Source organism: Candidatus Binatus sp. (assembly GCF_030646925.1).
In the GTDB taxonomy this organism is placed as follows: domain Bacteria; phylum Desulfobacterota; class Binatia; order Binatales; family Binataceae; genus Binatus.
On the sequence record NZ_JAUSKL010000030.1, the window covers coordinates 54,229 to 75,073 of the forward strand.

20 protein-coding genes are annotated in these 20,845 nt (G+C 62.2%); 6 read left to right on the forward strand and 14 right to left on the reverse strand.

Features of this window, described 5'->3' with window-relative positions; genetic code table 11:
- Positions 1 to 61 precede the first annotated feature (61 nt).
- From ispH to Q7S58_RS04790, 3 genes are read right to left on the reverse strand one after another with little or no spacing between them, the layout of a single operon-like run.
- Positions 62 to 1,003, reverse strand: a complete 942-nt coding sequence (gene ispH, locus Q7S58_RS04780; RefSeq protein ID WP_304821382.1) for a 4-hydroxy-3-methylbut-2-enyl diphosphate reductase — start codon at positions 1,001 to 1,003, stop codon at positions 62 to 64.
- Positions 1,004 to 1,060: 57 nt separating this feature from the next.
- Positions 1,061 to 1,768, reverse strand: coding sequence for a molybdenum cofactor biosynthesis protein MoaE (locus Q7S58_RS04785; RefSeq protein ID WP_304821384.1), 708 nt, complete (start codon positions 1,766 to 1,768; stop codon positions 1,061 to 1,063).
- Complete coding sequence (locus Q7S58_RS04790; RefSeq protein ID WP_304821448.1) at positions 1,765 to 2,262, reverse strand: molybdenum cofactor biosynthesis protein B; 498 nt, start codon at positions 2,260 to 2,262, stop codon at positions 1,765 to 1,767. The genes Q7S58_RS04785 and Q7S58_RS04790 overlap by 4 nt, the downstream gene beginning before the upstream one ends.
- Before the next feature lie 196 nt (positions 2,263 to 2,458).
- Between Q7S58_RS04790 and Q7S58_RS04795 the strand changes: the two genes are divergently transcribed.
- Positions 2,459 to 2,602: a hypothetical protein gene (locus Q7S58_RS04795; RefSeq protein WP_304821386.1), complete on the forward strand. Its 144-nt coding sequence runs from the start codon at positions 2,459 to 2,461 to the stop codon at positions 2,600 to 2,602.
- A gap of 22 nt (positions 2,603 to 2,624) precedes the next feature.
- A complete protein-coding gene (locus Q7S58_RS04800; protein ID WP_304821388.1) occupies positions 2,625 to 4,148 on the forward strand; it encodes a mercuric reductase in 1,524 nt (507 codons plus the stop codon).
- 36 nt (positions 4,149 to 4,184) lie between these two features.
- On the opposite strand, the gene Q7S58_RS04805 is transcribed toward Q7S58_RS04800, so the two are convergent.
- On the reverse strand, positions 4,185 to 4,388 hold the full coding sequence (locus tag Q7S58_RS04805; protein WP_304821390.1) for a cold-shock protein: 204 nt from the start codon (positions 4,386 to 4,388) through the stop codon (positions 4,185 to 4,187).
- A 105-nt stretch (positions 4,389 to 4,493) separates the two neighbouring features.
- On the opposite strand from Q7S58_RS04805, the gene Q7S58_RS04810 reads away from it, so the two are divergent.
- Positions 4,494 to 4,727: a hypothetical protein gene (locus Q7S58_RS04810; RefSeq protein WP_304821392.1), complete on the forward strand. Its 234-nt coding sequence runs from the start codon at positions 4,494 to 4,496 to the stop codon at positions 4,725 to 4,727.
- Entirely contained in the window at positions 4,728 to 5,891 is a 1,164-nt protein-coding gene (locus Q7S58_RS04815) for an amidohydrolase family protein (RefSeq protein WP_304821394.1), read from the forward strand.
- Between the two features lie 21 nt (positions 5,892 to 5,912).
- On the opposite strand, the gene gcvPB is transcribed toward Q7S58_RS04815, so the two are convergent.
- The 3 genes from gcvPB to gcvT are packed head-to-tail and all read right to left on the reverse strand — an operon-like array spanning position 5,913 to position 9,962.
- Complete coding sequence (gene gcvPB / locus Q7S58_RS04820) at positions 5,913 to 7,442, reverse strand: aminomethyl-transferring glycine dehydrogenase subunit GcvPB (RefSeq protein WP_304821396.1); 1,530 nt, start codon at positions 7,440 to 7,442, stop codon at positions 5,913 to 5,915.
- Positions 7,442 to 8,791 (reverse strand): aminomethyl-transferring glycine dehydrogenase subunit GcvPA, encoded by a 1,350-nt coding sequence (gene gcvPA / locus Q7S58_RS04825; RefSeq protein WP_304821398.1) that lies wholly within the window; start codon positions 8,789 to 8,791, stop codon positions 7,442 to 7,444. Before gcvPA ends, gcvPB begins: the two co-directional genes overlap by 1 nt.
- A 40-nt stretch (positions 8,792 to 8,831) precedes the next feature.
- Positions 8,832 to 9,962 (reverse strand): glycine cleavage system aminomethyltransferase GcvT, encoded by a 1,131-nt coding sequence (gene gcvT, locus Q7S58_RS04830; RefSeq protein ID WP_304821400.1) that lies wholly within the window; start codon positions 9,960 to 9,962, stop codon positions 8,832 to 8,834.
- A gap of 130 nt (positions 9,963 to 10,092) precedes the next feature.
- Here gcvT and Q7S58_RS04835 point away from each other — a divergent pair, with 130 nt between their 5' ends.
- Complete coding sequence (locus Q7S58_RS04835; RefSeq protein ID WP_304821402.1) at positions 10,093 to 11,001, forward strand: bifunctional 5,10-methylenetetrahydrofolate dehydrogenase/5,10-methenyltetrahydrofolate cyclohydrolase; 909 nt, start codon at positions 10,093 to 10,095, stop codon at positions 10,999 to 11,001.
- Between the two features lie 707 nt (positions 11,002 to 11,708).
- On the opposite strand, the gene Q7S58_RS04840 is transcribed toward Q7S58_RS04835, so the two are convergent.
- The 5 genes from Q7S58_RS04840 to Q7S58_RS04860 all read right to left on the reverse strand — a co-directional run bounded on the left by Q7S58_RS04840 (position 11,709) and on the right by Q7S58_RS04860 (position 16,682).
- On the reverse strand, positions 11,709 to 12,707 hold the full coding sequence (locus tag Q7S58_RS04840; RefSeq protein ID WP_304821404.1) for a 2-oxoacid:ferredoxin oxidoreductase subunit beta: 999 nt from the start codon (positions 12,705 to 12,707) through the stop codon (positions 11,709 to 11,711).
- Between the two features lie 4 nt (positions 12,708 to 12,711).
- Entirely contained in the window at positions 12,712 to 14,613 is a 1,902-nt protein-coding gene (locus tag Q7S58_RS04845; RefSeq protein ID WP_304821406.1) for a 2-oxoacid:acceptor oxidoreductase subunit alpha, read from the reverse strand.
- A 142-nt stretch (positions 14,614 to 14,755) separates the two neighbouring features.
- Positions 14,756 to 15,052 (reverse strand): acylphosphatase, encoded by a 297-nt coding sequence (locus tag Q7S58_RS04850; protein ID WP_304821407.1) that lies wholly within the window; start codon positions 15,050 to 15,052, stop codon positions 14,756 to 14,758.
- A 17-nt stretch (positions 15,053 to 15,069) separates the two neighbouring features.
- Positions 15,070 to 15,906, reverse strand: coding sequence for a phytanoyl-CoA dioxygenase family protein (locus Q7S58_RS04855; protein WP_304821409.1), 837 nt, complete (start codon positions 15,904 to 15,906; stop codon positions 15,070 to 15,072).
- Positions 15,907 to 15,917: 11 nt separating this feature from the next.
- The gene (locus Q7S58_RS04860) at positions 15,918 to 16,682 is read right to left on the reverse strand and encodes a phytanoyl-CoA dioxygenase family protein (protein WP_304821412.1); all 765 of its coding nucleotides are present in this window, start codon (positions 16,680 to 16,682) and stop codon (positions 15,918 to 15,920) included.
- A 60-nt stretch (positions 16,683 to 16,742) separates the two neighbouring features.
- Between Q7S58_RS04860 and Q7S58_RS04865 the strand changes: the two genes are divergently transcribed.
- Complete coding sequence (locus Q7S58_RS04865) at positions 16,743 to 17,537, forward strand: phytanoyl-CoA dioxygenase family protein (RefSeq protein WP_304821414.1); 795 nt, start codon at positions 16,743 to 16,745, stop codon at positions 17,535 to 17,537.
- Positions 17,538 to 17,930: 393 nt separating this feature from the next.
- Here the strand turns inward: Q7S58_RS04865 and ligA are convergent, their stop codons facing one another.
- Both ligA and Q7S58_RS04875 read right to left on the reverse strand, forming a co-directional pair.
- Positions 17,931 to 19,946, reverse strand: a complete 2,016-nt coding sequence (gene ligA / locus Q7S58_RS04870; protein WP_304821416.1) for an NAD-dependent DNA ligase LigA — start codon at positions 19,944 to 19,946, stop codon at positions 17,931 to 17,933.
- A gap of 95 nt (positions 19,947 to 20,041) precedes the next feature.
- Complete coding sequence (locus Q7S58_RS04875; protein ID WP_304821418.1) at positions 20,042 to 20,800, reverse strand: N-acyl homoserine lactonase family protein; 759 nt, start codon at positions 20,798 to 20,800, stop codon at positions 20,042 to 20,044.
- Positions 20,801 to 20,845: the final 45 nt, after the last annotated feature.

The following is a 20,845-nucleotide window of genomic DNA, read 5'->3' on the forward strand; positions in this document are numbered from 1 at the left end:
AAACCTGCGTGAGGTTTCGGGTGAAGTTTTCCGAACAATTTCGTGCAGGATAGTGGAGTGGTCAGTTGGACGGGAGCGGGAGCGGGAAGTGGACGCGCTCTTTGGCGACGCTCATCAGCTCGACCTCGGCGCCGCCGCGTGCGAATGCGCCGATAATCTCCTCGACCAGCCATTCCGGTGACGACGCACTTGCGGTGAGGCCGAGCGCGCGAACGCCTTCGAGCATGTCGGGTAGCACGTCGGCGATAGAATCGACCAGGAATGCGCGCGCACCGCGCATCCGCGCGACTTCGACCAGCCGATTCGCGTTGGAGCTTTGCTTCGAGCCGACCACCAGCACCGCATCGCTCACCTGGACGAGTTCCTTGACGGCGTTCTGGCGATTCTGGGTGGCGTAGCAGATGTCGTCGGTCTTGGGCGTGATCATCGCGGGGAAGCGCTCTTTCAGCGCAGCCATGATTTCGCGCGTATCATCGACGCTGAGGGTGGTCTGCGTAACCGCCGCAATCCGATCCGGATTCTCGACGGTGATGGTGCGGGCTTCGTCCACGCTGCCGACCAGTACGACTTTGCCCGGCGCGACGCCGAGCGTGCCCTTCACTTCCTCATGGCCCGCGTGGCCTATCAGGATGACGGTGCGATCTTCGTTGTCGTAACGTTCGACTTCGTCATGGACCTTGGTGACGAGCGGGCAGGTCGCATCGATCACGCGCAGTTGGCGACCTTTGGCGCGATCCCATTCGCTGGGCGCAACGCCGTGGGCGCTGAAAATCACGCGCTGCCCCTCGGGGACCGCGTCGAGGCTGTCGACGAAGATGGCGCCTTCTTTTTCGAGCGCCTCGAGCACGAAGCGGTTGTGCACGATCTGATGTCGCACGTAGAGCGGACGGCCGTACGAGCGGAGCGCGCTGCGAACGGCCTCGACCGCGCGATCGACGCCGGCGCAGAAGCCGCGCGGCTCAGCCAGGATTATCTTTTCGACGGATGTTTCGCCTAATACCATCGCGACTATCTAAGCGGTTACTGTCCGCGCGGTCAATAATTCAGGCAAAAAAATGGGTCAGACGTGCGGCGGATGCGAGGTTTGGCATCCGATCCAGATCTCGCCGCCCTCGAAGTGTTCTTTTTTCCAGATCGGCACGATTTCCTTCAGCCGATCGATCGCGAAACGGCAGGCGTCGAAGGCCTCACCGCGATGCGCCGCCGAGACCGCGATCGCGACCGAGGTCTCGCCGATCTCGACCACGCCGACGCGATGGGCGATCGCGATGCGCACGATTTTCCAGCGCTCGCCCGCCTCGCGCGCGAGCTTGCGCATCTCGGAGAGCGCCATCGGTTCGTAGGCCTCGTACTCGAGGCGGAGCACATTGCGGCCGGCATTGTCGGAGCGAGTGGTGCCGGCGAATGTGACGATCGCGCCGGCGTTGGGGGCAGCGACTTCGCGCTCGAGCGCGGTTACATCTATAGTGTCGCGGCCGATCGTGATTTTGCCGATCCATCCGGGTTTTGCGGCAGCGTCGGCGCCGCCGCTGACCGGCGGGATGAACGCGATCTCGTCGCCCTCACGCGGCTGGTAATCGCTCTCGACATATTCCTGATTGACGGCGAAGCCGACCGAATCATGATGGCCGCCGAGTTCGGGAAATTCGCGGCCGAGATGCCCCCAGATTTGCGCGATAGTCGTGCCGGCGGGAAATTCGCGCGTCAGTTCGGAAGTGCGGGCGCGCTCGCGCAGCGTCGCGAACAGCTTCAGCGTCAGTCGATTCATTGACTCAGCAGCGAAACGATATGCCCGATTTCGGGGAGGATCAGTTTTTCCATCGCGAGGCGGCAGGCGGTCGGCGACCCCGGAATCGCGGCGACGAACTTGCCGTGGCGAACGCCCGCGATCGCGCGGCTCATCATCGCGGCGGAACCGATCTCCTGGTATGAGAGCATCCGGAAAATTTCGCCGAAGCCTTCGAGTTCCTTGTCGATCAGCGACTTGACCACTTCGGTGCATCGATCGCGCGCGGTGATGCCGGTGCCGCCGCTGATCACGATCGCGTCGAGGTTGGGCAGGTTCTTGGCGATCGACGCGGAGATTTTTTCGGGCTCGTCGGGCAGGATCTCGTAATAGTTCACCTGATGGCCGGCGGCCTCGAACAGTTGGCGAATCAACTTGCCGCTTTCGTCAGTTTCGGGATTGCGCGAATCGGAGGCCGAAATCACTCCCACCTTGAGATTGGCGCGCGCGTGACGCTTATGCTCTTGGACCGACATCACATTTAGGATTACATAATCGGCGCTATCAATATAAGCATCCCGATACTGCATCGCTTCGCGGCGCGCGGCAAATCTCGATTCGGCTGGATTCCATCGGCGGAAAAATTTCAGGCATCAGGATGACCACGGAATCGAAGCGCGGCACGGCGGCGTCGCGGGTGAAGATCGTCGCGATCGCTTCGCGGCGATCGCGATGCTGTACGGGGCGAATCGCCTCGGCGCGGGCGCGACTTTCGGCGTCGTGCGCGGATCGATCTACTGTTCGATCGCGGCGACGCTCGGCGTGGCGATATACGCGACTCGAATCGGCGCGCGCGCACTCAACCAAAAGACCTGAAGCAATCCAATCGGAGGCGTCGATGCCGACCCACGCGCTCGCTCATGCACCGCTCGATGAATACAACCGGGCGCTCGTCGAAAATTTGCATCCCGCGGGATGGGTCAATCCGGCGCCGGCTCATCGCTACAACCTGGTGGTGATCGGCGCGGGCACCGCGGGCCTGGTGACGGCGGCGGGCGGCGCAATCCTGGGCGCAAAAGTCGCGCTGGTCGAGCGCGATTACATGGGCGGCGACTGCCTGAACTTCGGATGCGTGCCGTCGAAGGCGCTGATTCGCGCGGCGCGCGCCGCGGCGGAAGTCCGCAACGCGTCGCGCTTTGGCGTCGAGGTACCCGCGGGCGTTCGCGTGAATTTTCCGGCAGTGATGGAACGGATGCGCAAGCTGCGCGCGAAGCTCAGCCCGATCGACTCGGCGAATCGATTCCGCGGACTCGGCGTGGACGTTTTCATCGGCGACGGAAAATTCGGCGCGCCCGACTGCGTCGAGGTCGAGGGCAAGCAACTGCGTTTCAAAAAGGCGGTAATCGCCACCGGGGCGCGCGCGGCCTCGCTGCCGATTCGCGGCCTTGCGGAAACGGGTTATCTCACCAATGAGACGGTTTTTTCGCTGACCGAGTTGCCGCGGCGAATCGCGGTGATTGGCGCAGGGCCGATCGGATGCGAGCTTGCGCAAACTTTTCAGCGCCTCGGCGCGGCGGTGACGCTGCTCGAAGTCGCGCCGCAGATTCTGATTCGGGAAGATCGCGACGCCGCGAATCGGGTCGAACGCGCGATGACGCGGGACGGAGTAGCTATCGTAACCGGATGCAAAATAGTCAGTGTCGAGCGGCGCGGTACTGAGAAAGTCGTCTCGACCGAACGCGATGGCGCGCGTACGGAATACTCAGTCGATGAAATCTTGATCGGAGTGGGGCGGGTTCCCGCGGTCGAAGGCCTCAATCTCGAGGCGGCGATGATTCAATACGACGCGCAGAACGGTATCAAAGTCGATGACTACCTGCGCACGACGAATCCGCTGGTGTATGCGGCCGGCGACGTCGCTTCGCCTTACAAGTTTACTCATTTGTCGGACGCGCATGCGCGAATTGTACTACGCAATGCACTATTCTTCGGGCGGCAGCGCGTTAGTGCATTGACTATTCCATGGTGTACCTACACTGATCCGGAAATCGCGCATGTGGGATTGCATGAAGCCGAGGCGAAGAGTCGCGGAATCGCGATAACTACCTATAGCCAAGAATTGGCGGAAGTCGATCGCGCGGTGCTCGACGGCGAGACCGACGGATTCGTGAAAGTGCACGTGCGCGAGGGCAGCGACACGATCGTCGGCGCGACTATCGTCGCGAGCCACGCCGGCGAGATGATCTCGGAACTGACGACTGCGATCGCGGCGGGCGTCGGGCTCGGCAAGATCGCCGACGTGATTCATCCCTACCCGACGCAGGCCGACGCGATTCGGCGCGCCGGCGCTCTTTACAATCGGACGCGGCTCACGCCGTTCGTCGCGGGCCTGATGAAGCGATGGTTCGCGCTCACCCGATGAACGTTTTCATCGGGCAGGAATTATATTTCGATGCGGCTAGCGCAGCCGGAGGTTGAACGCTTGCGGCCCCTTGTCGCCAGGACGCACTTCGAACTGGACCTCGTTGCCTTCGCGCAAATCGTCGAACTGAACTTTCGGGTAGAGTTTCGATCGATGAAAAAATACTTCCTCCGTGCCGTCATCCGGGATAATGAAACCGAAGCCCTTGTCCTTGACTATTTTCTTGATCGTGCCAAACACCGATTGGACACCTCCGTCCCAAAAGCGGTCGCTGTCTTCAGCTTACGGGGCGAGCGCCCAAAGTAAAGAGCATGGACATCCGGCGGAGTTGGATCGCATACGATCATGTTGAAAGCAGTCACGATGAAAGAAATCGAGCGCATCTTCGAAGTGATTGATCCGATGGGAATTTCGCGCGAGGCGGTCGTGATTCCGCTTCGCACCGAGCATCCGGGGCGCATATCGATCATGAAGGACGGCAAGCTCGAAATAGTCGTCGAGCGCGAAGGCGATTTCGACGAATGGGTGCGCGGACTCGGCGCGCGGATTCAGGAATTGATGAAGCCGGAGGATGACTAAGTGGTTATTCACGAAGAAATTCAGCAATTGAAATTCACTGGCGCCGTCGATGCCGACGGACACATCCTCGAGGATGCGGGGCTTTGGGAGCGCTATCTCGAAGCGAAGTACAAGGATCGCGCGATCAGAATTCGCAACGACGCCAAGGGCTTCGAGTATCTGGAAATCGCGGGGCGGCCTTCCAAAATTTTCAACGGCGGCAAGCTCGGCGGTCTCTCCGCGATGGGCACCACGCGCGACGACGAATGGGGGAATCGGCCGACCTACGGCGGCATGGCGCCCTTCGGCGCGATGGATCCAAAGGAACGGCTCGCGCGAATCGAGGCGGAAGGTCTCGCCGCCGCGTTCCTTTATCCAACCCTCAGCCTGGTTTACGAAACCGAACTCGACGATGTCGAACTCGCGCAGGCCTACACGCGCGCCTACAACCGGTACATCGTGGATTTCTGCGCCGATAGCGGCGGCAAGCTGATTCCGGTGGCGCATCTTTCTCTTGGCGATCCGGGCGCGGCGGCGCAGGAACTCGAGCGCGCGGTGAAGGCCGGATGCAAAGGCGGATGGGTCGCTCAATTCACGATGACGCGCAAACCGCACGCGCATCCCGATCACGACGTGCTGTTCGCCAAGGCCGAGGAACTCGGCGTGCCGCTCGGGATTCATCCGTCGCTCGAGCCGAACTGGGCGCTGCCCGGCCGCTACGATCGCCAGTACACGCGCGGTCAGTATTACTTCCTGAACGTGACCGCCGCCGACGCGATTCGCCACGCGTTCACCAGCTTCTTTCAGTACGGCGCCTTCGACAAATTTCCGCAGCTCAAGCTGGTGCTGCTCGAGGCGGGCGCCGGTTGGATTGCATACTGGCTCGATCGGCTCGACGCGGTGTACGGGAGTTTGATGGGCCGCACGGTGCCGCTCAAGGAGAAGCCGAGCTTTTACTTCAAGCGCAACTGCTGGATTTCGGCGGATCCCGACGAGCGCTCGCTGCCCGCGATGGTCGAGCTATGCGGCGCCGACAAGTTTTTCTGGGCGTCGGACTTTCCGCATCCCGATCACGTCGGCAATTACATCGAAGAGGTCGAGGAACTGGGGAGCAAGCTCGCACCCGACGCGCGCGCGAAAGTGCTGGGCGAGAACGTGATGAAGGTGTACGGCTGCGACCGTTGACCGCGGCGGCCAACGGAATCGTCACTCGCGCTTGGGCGTCCAGCGCAGGATCGGGCGGCGCGCGGCCTCGGCCTCGTCCACGCGCGAGACCGCGGTCGTCTGCGGCGCATTCTTCACGCTCGCGGGATCCTGCAACGCCTCGTCGTAGATACGCTCCATCACACTGACGAAGTTGTCGAGAATCTCCTTGCTCTCGGTCTCGGTCGGCTCGATCATCAGCGCGCCCGGCACCACCAGCGGAAAATAAATCGTCGGCGGATGGATGCCGAAATCGAGCAGCCGTTTCGCGATTTCGAGCGTGCTGACGTCTGCGCGCTTTTCGAGATCGTGCGAGAGCACGCATTCATGCATCGAGGGTTCCGCGGTCGCGCTCGGGAAATGTCCCTCGAGCCGCTTGCGGACGTAGTTCGCGCCGAGAATCGCGAGCCGGCTCGTCATCGCGAGTCCGTCGCCGCCGAGCGCCAGGATGTACGCATACGCGCGCACGATCATGCCGAAGTTGTTGTGGAACGATCGGAGCCGTCCGATCGAATCGGGCCGCTCGGTATCGAACTGATAGCCGCTCGCCGTCTGCTTGATTCGCGGCATCGGCAGGAACGGCTCGAGATGCTGTTTCACCGCGACGGGTCCCGCGCCGGGACCGCCGCCGCCATGCGGCGTCGAGAACGTCTTGTGCAGGTTGAGCTGCACGAGATCGGCGCCCATGTGTCCGGGCTTGGCGACGCCCAGCAGCGCATTCATGTTGGCGCCGTCGAGATAGAGCATCGCGCCGCGCTCATGCAGCGCGGCGGCGATTTCCTGGATCTGCGGCTCGAAGATTCCGAGCGTGTTCGGATTGGTGACCATCATCGCGGCGACGTCGTCGCTCAGCAGGCGCCGCACTTCGGCCGCCTCGAGATAGCCGCGCGAACTCGACTTCGCCACCACCACTTCGAATCCCGCAAGCGTGCAACTGGCCGGATTCGTCCCGTGCGCAGTGTCCGGAATGATCACCTTGTGCCGAGTCTCGCCGCGCTTCCGATGGTACGCGCGAATCAGCAGCAGGCCGGTCAGCTCACCCTGCGCGCCAGCCGCGGGATGCAACGAGACGGCATCCATGCCGGTGATCTCCGCGAGCGCCGCTTCCATCCGCGCGATCAGTTCGAGCGCGCCCTGCGCCAGATGGGCCGGCGTCGCTGGATGGAGTCCCGCAAATCCCGGCAGCGACGCCATCTCGTCGTTGAGCAGCGGGTTGTATTTCATCGTGCACGAGCCGAGCGGATAGAACTGGATCGCCTGCGCGAAGTTGAGTTGCGAGAGGCGCAGGAAATGACGCAGCACCTGCGGCTCGCTGAGTTCGGGGAATCCGTCGAGTTGCTGGCGGCAAAGTTCCGCGCCCAGGATGTCTGCGCCGCGGCGAGCGCCCAAGGCCTTCGGCGATACGTCGGCGCCGCGGCGTCCTTCCGACGACAGTTCGAAGATCAACGGCACGCCGGCGGTCGGTTCGAGGCCGGTCGCGGCCGGCGCTTTTTCGATCGGCGCGATTTTGCTGATTCTGCCCGCGCTCGCCATCACCGCACCTCCGCGATTGCCGCTGCGAGCGAGCTGAATTCGCCTGTGTGATTCATCTCGGTGACCGCGATCAGTAGCGCGTCGGAAAGCTCGGGATAGTCGATGCCCAATGCCAGCCCTGCGAGGATTTTTTTCTTTTCCGCCTGTTCGATCGCCGCCGTGGGCCCCGCGACCTTCGCCGTGAACTCATTGAAGAACGGACCCGTGAAGCGCCGCTCGATACCCGCCGCGAGCAACACGTCGGCCGCCTGATGCGCCAGTTCGACGTTGCGCTCGGCCAAATCGCGCAGCCCCTGCTTGCCCATCAGCGAGAGGTAAACCGTTACCGCCAGCGCGCACAGCGAATGGTTGGTGCAGATGTTCGAGGTCGCGCGCTCGCGCCGGATATGCTGCTCGCGCGTCGCGAGCGTCAAGGTGAATGCGCGCCGCCCGTCGCGATCGTGGGTCTGGCCGATCAACCGCCCCGGCATCTGGCGCAGATGGGTCATCCGCGCCGCGAGAAATCCCACGCCCGGTCCGCCGTATTGCAGCGGCAATCCGATACTCTGGCCCTCGCCGACGGCGATATCGACGCCGAGTTCGCCCGGCGCTCGCAGCAATCCGAGCGCGAGCGGTTCGGTGGTCACGGAAATCGCGAGCGCGCCCACGCGATGCGTCGTATCGACGATCGTTTTCAGCGGCTCGATCACGCCGAACGCGTTCGGATAGCCCGTAACGGTGCACAGCAGACGATCGTTCGCGACGCGCTCGAGTTCAGCCGCGCTGGTCATTCCCGATTTGTCGTCGAACGGCGCCTCGACGATTTCGAGGCCACCGAGCGCGCTCAGATAAGTGCGGATCGTCGCGCGATACTCGGGCCACAGCGCGCGCGAGAGGGCGACGACTGGCCGCTTCGGCATCAGGCGCCGGCACATCAGCACCGCTTCTGCCGCCGCCGACGCGCCGTCGTACATGCTTGCGTTGGCGACTTCCATCGAGGTGAGTTGCGTGATCAGCGTCTGAAATTCGAAGATCGCCTGCGTGGTGCCCTGGCTCGCCTCGGCCTGGTAGGGCGTGTAGCTCGTCGCAAATTCCGCGCGCGCGGTCACGGCGCGCACCGCGGCCGGCACGTAATGGCGATAGTAGCCGCCGCCGAGAAAACTCGTGAAGCCGCTGGCGCCCTGATTGAGCGCGGCCAGCGCGCCGAGTTCGCTCGCGACTTCGTATTCGGTGCGTCCCGGCGCGAGATCGATTCTGGCGCTCGCGCGCAGGTTCGCCGGCAGATGCGCGATCAAATCCTCAAGACTCTTCGCGCCGATCGTGTCGAGCATCGAGGCGATATCCGCCTCGGTATGTGGCATGAATCTCATCGGTAGTGGAGGTTCCCCCGTTTGAACTTCGACGATTCAATCATATGGCCGACCTTGTCGCACCTGTCGCCGCGCGCCGATAGAACGGCCTCGCGACCACCTTCGCCGGCACCTTGCGACCGCGGATTTCAACTTCGAGCGCGCTGCCCGCTTTATCCGAGATCGCGGCGTCGTCGCCGGTGAGATAGCCCATCGCGACCGGCCGCTCGAGCGAAGGCGCGAAAGTCCCGCTGGTAACGATTCCGGCGCGCCGGCCGTCGCGAAGTATCGGATAACCCTGGCGCGCGACGTTCTTCCCGTCGTCGGTCATAAGTCCCGCGAGTCTTTTCTTGAGCCCGAGTTGCCGCTGCGCGCTCAGCGCCGGCTCGCCGATAAACGGACGCCCAAGCTTCACGAAGATGCCGAGGCCCGCTTCGAGCGGCGAGGTCTCGCGATCGAGTTCGTGGCCATAGAGCGGGAGCCCGGCCTCGAGCCGCAGCGTATCGCGCGCGCCGAGCCCGATAGGCTTGATTCCGTCGGGCGCGCCCGCTTCGAAGATCGCCTCGAAGAGATGCTCGGCGCGCGAATTTTCGACGAACAGCTCGACGCCATCTTCGCCGGTATAGCCGGTGCGCGCGACGATACAAGCGACGCCCGCGACTTTGCCGATAGCAACGCCGAACCGCGCGATCTCCGCTACCGGGAATTCCGCGACTTTTGCGACGATCTCAATCGCGCGCGGCCCCTGCACGGCGACCAGAGCGCTCGCGTCGCTGACATCCTCGAAATCCGCCAAGCCGGCATTCAACTCGACGATCCATTCGCGGTCCACGTCGATATTCGACGCGTTGACGCACAGCATATAGCGCTGGGGACCGAGCCGGTACACGATCAGGTCGTCGATCGTGCCGCCGTCCTCCGTGCACATGACAGTGTACTGCGCCTGACCCTCCTTCAGCTTCGAGGCGGAGTTGGTGAACGTCCCCTCGAGCAGGGCGAGCGCGTTCGGGCCGCGGACTTCAAACTCGCCCATGTGGCTAAGATCGAAAATTCCGGCCGCGTTGCGGACCGCGCGATGCTCCTCGATTATCCCGCTGTAGCTCACGGGCATCTCGAAACCGCCAAACTCGGTCATCTTCGCGCGGAGCTTTCGATGAATGTCGAATAAGATAGTGCGCTTAGGCTCATTCATCAGCGCCGAAATGCTAACAGACAACGCGCCGCGAGACGAGCCAACATCGAATCGGATGCCCACATTTCAGGGCGCCCTATCCACAACGCTTGTCCGAACTCGAGCCGTGCTATATTTGAGGACGGTAACTATGCCTGCGATTATCATGGACGGGCGCGCCGTCAGGGCGATGCTGCTCCCCGAATTGCGCCGCAATGTCGAGGAAATCAAGGAAAAGTACGGCCGCGTGCCGTGCCTGGCGGCGATTCTCGTCGGCGACGACCCGGCCTCGCGCCAATACGTGAAAAATAAGCAGCGCACGACCGAGGAACTCGGATGCGAGAGCCGGACGATCCGCCTGTCCGCCGCCGAGGGCACCACGCCGACCCTGTTGAAAGTTATCGCAGGACTCAACGCCGACCCGTCGGTCAATGCGATCCTGCTCCAGTTGCCGGTGCCCGACGGCGTCGATCAATTCGCGCTATTCGACGCGATCGACCCCCTGAAAGACCTCGACGCGGTGGGCTCGTCGAGCGTCGGCGGCTTTTACCGCGGTCGATGGGGCCGCTTTATTCCATGCACGCCGCGCGGAGTCCTGACCCTGCTCGATTACTACAAAGTGCCGGTCGGGGGCGCGCGCGCCGTCGTGATTGGCCGCAGTGATATCGCGGGCAAGCCGATGGCGGTGATCCTCGGCGGGCGGATGTGCAATGCGACCGTGACGTGGTGTCATCGCAAGACCCGCGATCTGCCGGCGGTTTGCCGCGAGGCGGACATCCTGATTCCGTGCGTCGGCGCGGAAATCCCCGGCGGCGGTCCGTATTTTATCACCGCGGACATGGTGAAGCCGGGCGCGTGCGTGATCGACGTCGGGTTCAGGCGTATCGGCCCCGGTAAATTTGCGGGCGACGTCGATTTCGAGGCGGTCAAGGAAGTCGCCGGCTGGATCACGCTGAATCCCGGCGGTACTGGGCCGATGACGGTAGTCGCGCTGATGCAAAATCTCCTCGACGCCACTCGCTACCAGCTCGGCCTCGACCGCCTAAAGTACTCGATCTGACCCGACAGCGCCCGCTACTTTGTCCCGCCGGACGACGCTTGTGACTTTGAATGACCCGTGCGATGGCAGCCTGGACATTCTATCAGCTATGGTCTACTGCGCGATTCAGTGCAGGTTTCGTCGGCTTTACCAAGCTGCGCGGCCTTCGGCTCAGAACGACTTCGGTGGTGAAATCGATGATCGACCAAATCTTCACAAACTCTGAGCAGAGGCCGCTTGCGGCCGTTTCACTGTGGCACAGGCTTTAGCCTGTGGAGTTTCTGACGAACAGCCACAGGTAATCATCGGGCCCTCGGCCGCGTGCGCCGCCGAGCAGTCGAAGGATCCTGGAGCGACTACAGCGAAGCAAAAGATCCGGGATTCTTCGGCTGCGCAGCCATCGCCTCAGAATGACAAAAATCGCCGTTACTAAAAATTCACAGACTCTCAGGATGACGGGGGGCAGACTCCTCAGAATGACGGAAGGGCGAGATCACTCACTTGCTATAAGTTCATCGACCTTCAGTAAGTTCATCGACCTTCAGAATGAGCGACGGGCGCGGGTCGATGGAGATACGAAAAGGCCTGCGAGCACATCTCGCAGGCCTTCCGTTACGTCTTTGGATCAGGAGGGGCGCTGCACCCTCACCCTCTCCCGCAAACAAGCGGGCGAGGGAATCAAGCAAGGAGCGGGCGCGGGAGTCGAGCAACGGGAGAGCGACGCATCCTCAATTCACCGTCCAGGTGTCGCCCTTGCCGAGCAGCGTCCTCAAATCGCCGGCGCCCTGCTTGGCCTTCGCGTCCACGAGCTGCTTGTTCACCGCGCCGTCGTAGGTCGGGCGCGCGACTGCAAAGAAAACTCCGACCGGCGTCGGCAGCGGCGCCTCGAAGTTCCCGAGCATGAATGCGAGCGACAGATTGGTCTCGTCGTGCACGACCAGGTCACTCTCGCTGACGCCGTTGCCGAGATGCACCGCCTCGGGACGCATCCCGTTCATCCTGATTCCCATGTCGCGATTCTTGCCGAAGATGAGCGGCTTGCCGTGCTCGAGCACCAACTGATGCTCAGCCTTGATCGCCTTGTCGCTCACGTCGTTGAACGCGCCGTCATTGAAGATGTTGCAGTTCTGCAGGATCTCGAGAAACGACGCGCCGCGATGCGCATGCGCCCGCTTCAGCATCTCACCGAGATGCTTCTGCTCGACGTCGATGGTGCGCGCGACAAAAGTCGCGTGCGTGCCGAGCGCCACGGTGATCGGATTGAACGGAAAATCCACCGAGCCGGCCGGCGTCGATTTCGTCACCTTGCCGACTTCGGAGGTCGGCGAGTACTGGCCCTTGGTGAGCCCGTAGATGCGATTGTTGAAGAGCAGGATTTTCAGATCGACGTTGCGCCGCAGTACGTGAATGAGATGATTGCCGCCGATCGAGAGCCCGTCGCCGTCGCCGGTTACGACCCACACGTCGAGGTCCGGCCGCGAAATCTTGAGCCCGGTGGCGAAGGCCGGCGCGCGTCCGTGAATCGTATGGAAGCCGTAGGTATTCATGTAATACGGAAAGCGGCTCGAGCATCCGATGCCCGAAATGAAGACGGTATTTTCCGGCGGGATGCCGAATTCCGGCATCGTCTTTTGCACCGCGGCCAGGATTGCGTAATCGCCGCATCCGGGGCACCAGCGCACTTCCTGGTCGGTGACGAAATCCTTGCGAGTCAAAGCGGTAGCCATTCGATCAGCCCTCCAGGGCGCGGTTGATGCGTGTCACGAGTTCGCTGACTTTGAACGGGCGCCCCTGGATTTTGTTGAATCCGAAAGCGTCGATCAGGTAGTCGGCGCGAACCAGCTTGAGCAGTTGTCCCATGTTCATTTCCGCGATCATTACCTGCTTGAAACGCTTCAGCGTCTCGCCCAGGTCGCGCGGCATCGGATTCAGATAGCGGAGATGCACCTGCGAGACTTTCTTGCCTTTCGCACGCACCTGCTTGACGGCTTCGCGAATCGGGCCGTAGGTCGAGCCCCATCCGAGCACGACCAAATCGCCGCCCTCGGGATCGCCAAGGACTTCGGTCTTGGGAATTTCGCGCGCGATTCCGGCGATCTTGCGCGCGCGCATCCGGACCATTAATTCGTTGTTGGCCGGCGAGTAGCTGATATTGCCGGTCAGATGCTCGCCCGCGATTCCGCCGACACGATGCTCGAGGCCCTTGGTTCCCGGAATCGCCCACGGCCGCGCGAGCGTCTCTTCCTCGCGAAGATAGGGCATGAAGCCTTCCGGGTTGGTGCGGAACTCGACCGGTATCGGCGTCAGCTTGTCAGGATCGGGCAGCAGCCACGGTTCGGAGCTGTTGGCGAGCTGTCCGTCGGTCAGCAGAATCACCGGCGTCATGTACTTGATGGCGATTCGCACCGCCTCGTAGGCGCAGTCGAAGCAATCGGCGGGCGTGGCCGCCGCGATAATCGGAATCGGCGATTCGCCGTGGCGTCCGTACATCGATTGCAGCAGGTCGGCCTGCTCGGGCTTGGTCGGCATCCCGGTCGAGGGCCCGGCGCGCTGGATATCGGTGATCACCAGCGGCAACTCGACCTTCACCGCGAGCCCGACCGCCTCGGCCTTGAGGTTCATGCCGGGGCCGGAGGTCGTCGTGATGCCGATTGCTCCGCCGAAGGCCGCGCCGATCGCGGAACAGACGCCAGCGATTTCATCTTCGGCCTGGAACGTATAGATCGGGAAATTCTTGAAGCCGGCGAGATCGTGCAGAATGTCGCTCGCTGGCGTGATCGGATACGATCCCAGAAATAGCGGACGTCCTGATTTCACTGCCGCGGCGACGAATCCGAGCGCCGTCGCGCTGTTGCCGGTGATATTGCGATACAGCCCCGGAGCGATTCGCGCCGCCGGAACTTCGTACGAACTGGCGAACATCTCGGTCGTTTCGCCGTAGTTGAAGCCGGCCTTGAGCACTCGAATATTCGCTTCGAGGATGTCGGGCGTCTTCTGGAAGCGCGATTCCAGATACTTGATCGTGCTCTCGATCGGGCGCTGATAGAGCCACGAGAGCATCCCGAGCACGAACATGTTGCGGCATCGAAACACCGTACGATTGTTGAGCCCGAGCCCATGCACCGCGAGTGTCGTCAGCTTGGTCACGTCGACCTGGACGAGCTGGAATTTGTCGAGCGAGTGATCGTTCAGAGGGTTGGTCTTGTAGCCGACCTTCTTGAGATTTGCGTCGTTGAACGCCTCGCGATCGACGATGATGACGGCGTTCGGCGGCACATCTTCGAGATTGGCCTGCAGCGCGGCGGGATTCATCGCGACCAGCACGTTGGGTTCGTCGCCGGCGGTGAAGATCTCGCTGCTCGAAAAATTGAGCTGGAAGCCGCTGACGCCAGCCAGCGTGCCGGCTGGGGCGCGAATCTCGGCGGGAAAGTCGGGCAACGTTGCGATATCGTTGCCGGCCAGAGCGGATTCGGCGGTAAACTGCATTCCGGTCAACTGCATGCCATCGCCCGAGTCGCCGGCGAAGCGGATAACAACTTGTTCGCGCTTTAGATGTGGTTTCGACGCGGGGACGTCCCCGGCGGAACCGCGCGACTCGGCAGCTTGTCCAGCCGCCTCAGGTGGTACAGCCATCTCAGTCGATTCTCCTTATGTGGTTAGAGCCTGATTGGTAATTACTCCGATCTGGCGAAGCCCTGCAAATACTCCAAGACGCGGATTTGAAGTATAGCTAATGAGTTCGGGGCATTAAAGTGACCGCAAATTGACCGTCGGCTCATCGGATTTCGAAGCCGGTGAAAGCGCGGCTCGCCACCGACCATTGCTCGCTCACTTCATCCACGCGGGCGTACGACGGTCCCAGATGCGCCCACGCTACCAATGCCTGCAAATCTCTGCGTCGGCCTTCCGCCACAATTTCCACGTCGCCGTTGGACAGATTGCGCACCCATCCGGCAAGTGCACGATTTTTGGCCTCGTCGCGTGCGGCGAAGCGAAATCCAACACCCTGAACGCGTCCGCGGATTATTAGACGAATTCGCGCAAACTCAGTTTCCGCCGCGAAAGCCGACATCGTGTCGATTATAAATTCTAGCGGATGCCTGGCTTGATGTCGCGCTCTTCCCACGCCCGCTTGCCTTCATCGATCCATGCCCGCGGCGGCAGCGCCGTTTCGCGCTTCACCGGCGTAAGCTGCCATTCGTTCGCATACGCGCGACGCACGCGCGGACTGCGATTCGGCCCGCTTCGATGCAGCACCCGGCAATGATGAAAGACCGCGCCGCCCGGCGCGACCGGCACCGGCGCCGCGCTCGACTGATCGACGTCGTCGATCACCAGCGCGTGCACCTTGGGATCGTCGCCAAGATGACGATGCAAGCGCACATCGCCGCGATGCGATCCCGGAATGAAACTCATGCATCCACTCTCGACCGTCGCCGGATCGAGCGGCATCCAGCATCCGAGCGCGACGTACTCGAACGCGGGATCCCAGTAGGCCTCATCCTGATGCCACGGCAGCGAATCGCCGACGCGCGGCGGCTTGCGAATCATGTGGCCCCATCCACGCAGGCTTTTCGCATCGACGCCGAGCAGCTTCGCCGCGAGCATCCGGCCTTTGCGCCAGAACGTGGTGCGGCGGAGTTCCGCGTAGCGCGTTTCAGGCGTGATAATCTGCGGCTGCAGTTCGCCGCCTTCGCTGTCGTAGGGACGGATCAAATCGAAATATCCGCCGGGTACCGGCTGAATGCGTTCCTCGAACAGCCGGTCGTAAACTTCGCCGAGCCACTCGAGCTCCTCGTCCGAGGTGATGCGCTCGATCGACGTGAAGCCGCGCTGCGTGAAATCGGCGAGATTTTTCGCTGAGAGTTCCGCGTCGAATTCGATTGTGGGGCGGCGCGTCATCAATTCGTCGAGGCTGACAGGCATGCGACTGACTCCTAGCGCGAGGGCGGCACGATGCGCTCGCCGGTGCGCTGATTCACGTGCACCTTCCACGGATAGTGATCGCCCTCGCCGAGCGATCCGATCGTGCGCATGTGCGTCGTCACCGCGCGCCGCCACGAGTCGCTCAAGTTCGCGGGCGTCATGTGCGGCGTTTTGCCATGATGAAACGTCACGCTGCCCGCGCGAATCGGACACGAAACCATGCGCGAGAGGTCGGGCTCGCAGAACAAAAGATCGCTTTGGATATGCTCGGGCTGGCGATGCACCAGCACTCCGTCGCGATGCCCGCGATCGATGAAGTGCATGCATCCGTTGCGCTCATCGACATCGTGCAGCGGCATCCAGCACGTGATCCCGCGATCTATAAGGTTGCGCCCCCAGTAACCCTCGTCCTGATGCCAGTACGTCGGCGCTCCGTCGCGTGGCGGCTTCGCGAGGAACTGGTCGTACCAGAATTCCATGCCGGTCTTCATCAGCGCGGAGCCGAATTCGATCATCCAGCGCCGAAAACGCGTCTCGGCGATCGCGGGCCACACGTAAGTCGGACTGCCCTGCACGATCTTGAACGCGCGCTCTTCGCGGCTCGCACCCTTCTCCCACGCCCAGTCGTAGGCGAGCTTGTGCTTTTTCTGCAGGATCACTTCGAGGTTGGCGCCGACGAGCGAGAGATCTTCGCGGTCGATCGCATCCTCGACCACGAGCCAGCCGTGCTCGTCGAAAAACGCGGCGTCCTCCGGTTTGGGTTCTCTATAAGGCATCTATCCAGTACCGAGGGTTGCTAGTATGAGTGTTGGTAATCCACCGGACAGGTCAATTCAATGGGCGAATCGCTGCGGCTCGACGCACGGGAAAAGCGGGAACTCGACGAAATCGGTTTCGTGCTGCGCCGCAGCGTGTTCGACGCCGCCGAGGTTGTGGCGATCCGTGCCGATTGCGAGGCGTTGGTCGCGCGGCTCGAAGCCGAGCAGCGCCATGCGAAGCTGACTGCGGGCAGCTACACTTTCGAGATTCAGCGCAAGCTCGGCACCATCGTCAAGTGGGAGCCCGATGCGCTTGAGCTCGTGCAGGGCGTCGAGCCATTCGCGCACCTGAGCTCGGCGCTCCGCGATTGGGCGCTCGATCCGCGCCTCGTCGAGCCGTCGAAGGACGTGGTGGGCGACGAGCAAATCGCGATGTTCACCGAGAAGCTGAATCTGAAGCGCGCGCACAAGGGCGGTCCAATCGTGCTTCATCAGGACTTCCCGTACTGGTCCGATGTCGCCAAGGTCGCGTCGCGCGTCGCCACCGCGATGATTTTCCTCGATGACGCGAATCGGGAAAACGGATGCCTCGAAGCGGTGCCGGGCAGTCATCGCGAAGGCTTGCAAAAGCGTCGTTCGGTCGAGGGCTTCGGCAGTCTCGAGCTCGATCCCGAAGCGTACGATACGTCGCGATTGGTCGCGCTCGAGGTTCCCGCCGGCAGCGTTGTTTTCTTCGGCCCGTTTTTGGTGCATCGATCGGCGCCGAATCGCACCGACAAGGATCGCCGCGCGCTGCTCTATAGCTATCAGCCTGCCGGCCACCCTCATCTCGGCGAATTGATCAAACTCTTGCCACCGACCGAGCGGCTCTGAATTTTTGCCCTGAGCGTTGGCATGGTCCCTTCTGTCATCCCGAGCGGAGGTTGCCGGAATCCAGGGATCTCGATCCTCAATACCTCGCCCGTTACTTTACGGGAGAGGAGGCCCGCCGCTCTTGTGGCGGGTAGGTGAGGGTTCTGAATCGCTTGTTGGTGCACGAATGCCGAGACGTTGTGTCCGACCTTCCATAGCCGAAAAAAATTCCAAAGGCTCAATTCAACACTTAGTAGTAAAGTGCGGCGGCGAGCGATCCGGAACCCTCACCTACCTCATCGCTTGACAGCGATTCGGCCTCCTCTCCCGTAAAGTAACGGGCGAGGTATTAGAACGCAGCCTTAGCTCAGGATGACGCAGCGGCGGCCGCCTCCGCTCACGAGGACAGCGAGATTACTCCGCGAGCAGCGCGTTCAATCCCTTCTCGTCGAGCACGCGCACGCCGAGATCGTTGGCCTTCTTCAACTTGGAACCGGGCTCGACGCCGGCGACGACAAAATCGGTCTTGCGGCTCACCGACGACGTGACGCGGCCGCCTGCCGCCATGATTTTCCGCTCGGCGTCCTCGCGCGTCATCGATTCGAGCGTGCCCGTCAGCACAAACGTCTTGTCGCGCAGCGCGCCGCGTCCGGCGACTTCCGCGACCGGTTCGATATCGAGCACTTTCTCGAGCCGCCGGACCGCCTTCATGTTGCGCGGTTCGGCGAAGTACTCGACGATACTGCGCGCGACTTCGCCGCCGATATCGCGCACCGAAAGCAGGTCGTCCTCGCCGGCGTGGGCGAGCGCGTCGAGAGTGCGGAACTTGAGCGCAAGCTGACGCGCGGTATGCTCGCCGACGTGGCGGATTCCGAGCCCGTTGATCACGCGGTCGAGCGAAGTTTTGCGCGCGCCCTGGATCGCGTCGAGAATATTCTGCGCGCTCTTGTCGGCCATCCGCTCGAGATCGACGAGCTGCGTCTTGGTCAGCGAAAAGACATCGTCAAGTTCCTTGACCAGGCCCGCCTCGACGAGTTGCGACACCAGCTTGTCGCCGAGCCCTTCGATGTCGAGCCCGGTCTTCGACGCGAAGTGGCGAATCGATTCACGCATCCGCGCCGGACAATTCGCGTTGACGCAGAAGTAACCGACCTCGCCCTCTTCATGTACGATCGACGCGCCGCAGACCGGACAATGCGACGGCATCTCGAACGGCTTCGAGTCCGGTTCCTCTTCGGTGACCTTCACCACGTAGGGAATCACGTCACCGGCGCGCTCGATCAGCACGGTGTTCGCCACTCGGATCTTCTTGTCGCTGATCTCGTTGAAATTGTGCAGCGACGCGTTCGAGATCATGACGCCCGCCAATTGCACCGGGCGCAGTTTCGCGACCGGCGTCAGAAAGCCAGTCCTGCCGACCTGCACTTCGATCCGTTCGACGACGGTCTCGGCCTGCTGCGCCTTGAACTTGTATGCGATCGCCCACCTGGGCGAGCGCGACACTTCGCCAAGTTGCTCCTGCAACGCAAACGAATTGATCTTGGCGACGACGCCGTCGGCATCGTAATCCAGGCTGTGCCGTTTTTCGGTGATCTCGTTCCAGTATTCGAGCACCGCTTCCACTCCGGTGCATATGCGCGAGAGCGGATTGACGCGCAGCCCGAGCGACTTGATGCCCTGCAGAAAATCCCACTGCGATTTGAACGCGATACCCTCGACGACGCCAGGCGAATAGAGGAATACGTCGAGCGGGCGCGACGCGGTGATCTTTGGGTTCAACTGCCGCAGCGAGCCCGCGGCGGCGTTGCGCGGATTGGCGAAGACCGGCTCGCCGGCTTCCTCGCGCGCGCGATTCAGCTTCTCGAACGCCTTGAGCGTCAGAATCGCTTCGCCACGAACTTCAAGCAGGCGTGGTATTTTTCCGTGAGCGGGATTCACAAGTTTGAGCGGCACACTTTTAATCGTGCGAATGTTCGGCGTGACGTCCTCGCCGTTGATACCGTCCCCGCGCGTCGAGCCGACCGTCAGCCGCCCATCTTCATAAACCAGCTCGATACCGAGGCCGTCGAGCTTGACCTCCGCGACGTATTCGATATCGGCTTCGTATTTCAGCAGCCGCTTGATGCGCTTGTCGAACTCGCGCATCTCGTCGGCATTCATCGCGCTGCCGAGCGACATCATCATCTTGCGATGCACCACCACGCCGAACCGGTCGCTGGGCGCGGCGCCGACGCGTTGGGTCGGAGAATCGGGCGTCGCCAACTCGATATGCTCGCGTTCGAGCGCCTCGAGCTTGCGCATCAACTGGTCGTACTCGGCGTCGGAAACTTCGGGATCGTCGAGCACGTAGTAGCGGTAGTTGTGATGATTGATCGCGTCGCGGAGCTTTTCGGCTTCGGCGGCGAGTTTGGCGGAATCCTTCCGGTTCACGGATCGTGTTTTACCCAAGGGCGACCGCGCGAGCCAGCAATGCTATCGCTCGACTGCCGCGCCGCTGACTTCGACGCGCCCTCCTCGAATGTGTCCTAGTCGAGCGCTACCGCGCTTGAGCCGTCGGCATTCCACTGCGCCGGATCGTGGCCGAAGATCAGCGTCGCGCCCGCTCGTTCCATCACGCGGAAGCGCTCGATCACCGCGCGCATCGCGTCGTAGCTATCGGCGAACGGCGGCAGAACCATCTCGTCGAGCACCTTGCGCATGTAACAGGAATCCGCCGTCAGCACGACTTCGCCGCGATCGGTCCGCACCCGCAGAGACTGATGGCCCGCGGTGTGCCCGTAGGTCGGGATCAGCACCACGCTGCCGTCGCCGAACAGGTCGTGCTCGCCGTCGATCAATTGCAATTGATGCCCCAGATCGAAGTCCGCGCGATTGTAGCCGTTGCGCCGCGCGATTTCGGGATTGTCGGCAGCCTCCCATTCGCGCCGCTGCACGACGAGCTTCGCGTTGGGCAGATCCGCGTTGCCGCCGACGTGATCGAAATGCAGGTGCGAGTTGATCAGGTAGTCGATTCGATCGGGCGCGACGTCGATCGCACGCAGGCGTGCGCCTAGTTCCTCGCCCGCCCGGTAATGAATCTTGAATACATCGCCGAGCGATCCGATTCGCGCTGGCCCGTTCTGCAGATCGCGATGAAGCCCGGTGTCGAAAATCGCGCGGCCCTTTGGATGGTCGATCAGGAAACTGGGGATCGGAATCCTGACCCGCCCCGGCTCCTTCGCGAGCAGAAACTTCGTATCGACTTCCAGCGATCCACAAAGCATCGGATGAATATGCACTGCCATATTTCTCGGCTCCTCGATTCCCGCGTCCTGCGACCTTACAACTGT

What these genes read in the sequence shown, in the direction of transcription:
- ispH (WP_304821382.1), bottom strand. Translation starts at nt 1,003, where the DNA reads ATGGTATTAGGCGAAACATCCGTCGAAAAGATAATCCTGGCTGAGCCG.
- Q7S58_RS04785 (WP_304821384.1), bottom strand. Translation starts at nt 1,768, where the DNA reads ATGAATCGACTGACGCTGAAGCTGTTCGCGACGCTGCGCGAGCGCGCC.
- Q7S58_RS04790 (WP_304821448.1), bottom strand. Translation starts at nt 2,262, where the DNA reads ATGTCGGTCCAAGAGCATAAGCGTCACGCGCGCGCCAATCTCAAGGTG.
- Q7S58_RS04795 (WP_304821386.1), top strand. Translation starts at nt 2,459, where the DNA reads ATGCTGTACGGGGCGAATCGCCTCGGCGCGGGCGCGACTTTCGGCGTC.
- Q7S58_RS04800 (WP_304821388.1), top strand. Translation starts at nt 2,625, where the DNA reads ATGCCGACCCACGCGCTCGCTCATGCACCGCTCGATGAATACAACCGG.
- Q7S58_RS04810 (WP_304821392.1), top strand. Translation starts at nt 4,494, where the DNA reads ATGTTGAAAGCAGTCACGATGAAAGAAATCGAGCGCATCTTCGAAGTG.
- gcvPB (WP_304821396.1), bottom strand. Translation starts at nt 7,442, where the DNA reads ATGGCGAGCGCGGGCAGAATCAGCAAAATCGCGCCGATCGAAAAAGCG.
- gcvPA (WP_304821398.1), bottom strand. Translation starts at nt 8,791, where the DNA reads ATGAGATTCATGCCACATACCGAGGCGGATATCGCCTCGATGCTCGAC.
- gcvT (WP_304821400.1), bottom strand. Translation starts at nt 9,962, where the DNA reads ATGAATGAGCCTAAGCGCACTATCTTATTCGACATTCATCGAAAGCTC.
- Q7S58_RS04835 (WP_304821402.1), top strand. Translation starts at nt 10,093, where the DNA reads ATGCCTGCGATTATCATGGACGGGCGCGCCGTCAGGGCGATGCTGCTC.
- Q7S58_RS04840 (WP_304821404.1), bottom strand. Translation starts at nt 12,707, where the DNA reads ATGGCTACCGCTTTGACTCGCAAGGATTTCGTCACCGACCAGGAAGTG.
- Q7S58_RS04845 (WP_304821406.1), bottom strand. Translation starts at nt 14,613, where the DNA reads ATGGCTGTACCACCTGAGGCGGCTGGACAAGCTGCCGAGTCGCGCGGT.
- Q7S58_RS04850 (WP_304821407.1), bottom strand. Translation starts at nt 15,052, where the DNA reads ATGTCGGCTTTCGCGGCGGAAACTGAGTTTGCGCGAATTCGTCTAATA.
- Q7S58_RS04855 (WP_304821409.1), bottom strand. Translation starts at nt 15,906, where the DNA reads ATGCCTGTCAGCCTCGACGAATTGATGACGCGCCGCCCCACAATCGAA.
- Q7S58_RS04860 (WP_304821412.1), bottom strand. Translation starts at nt 16,682, where the DNA reads ATGCCTTATAGAGAACCCAAACCGGAGGACGCCGCGTTTTTCGACGAG.
- Q7S58_RS04865 (WP_304821414.1), top strand. Translation starts at nt 16,743, where the DNA reads ATGGGCGAATCGCTGCGGCTCGACGCACGGGAAAAGCGGGAACTCGAC.
- Q7S58_RS04875 (WP_304821418.1), bottom strand. Translation starts at nt 20,800, where the DNA reads ATGGCAGTGCATATTCATCCGATGCTTTGTGGATCGCTGGAAGTCGAT.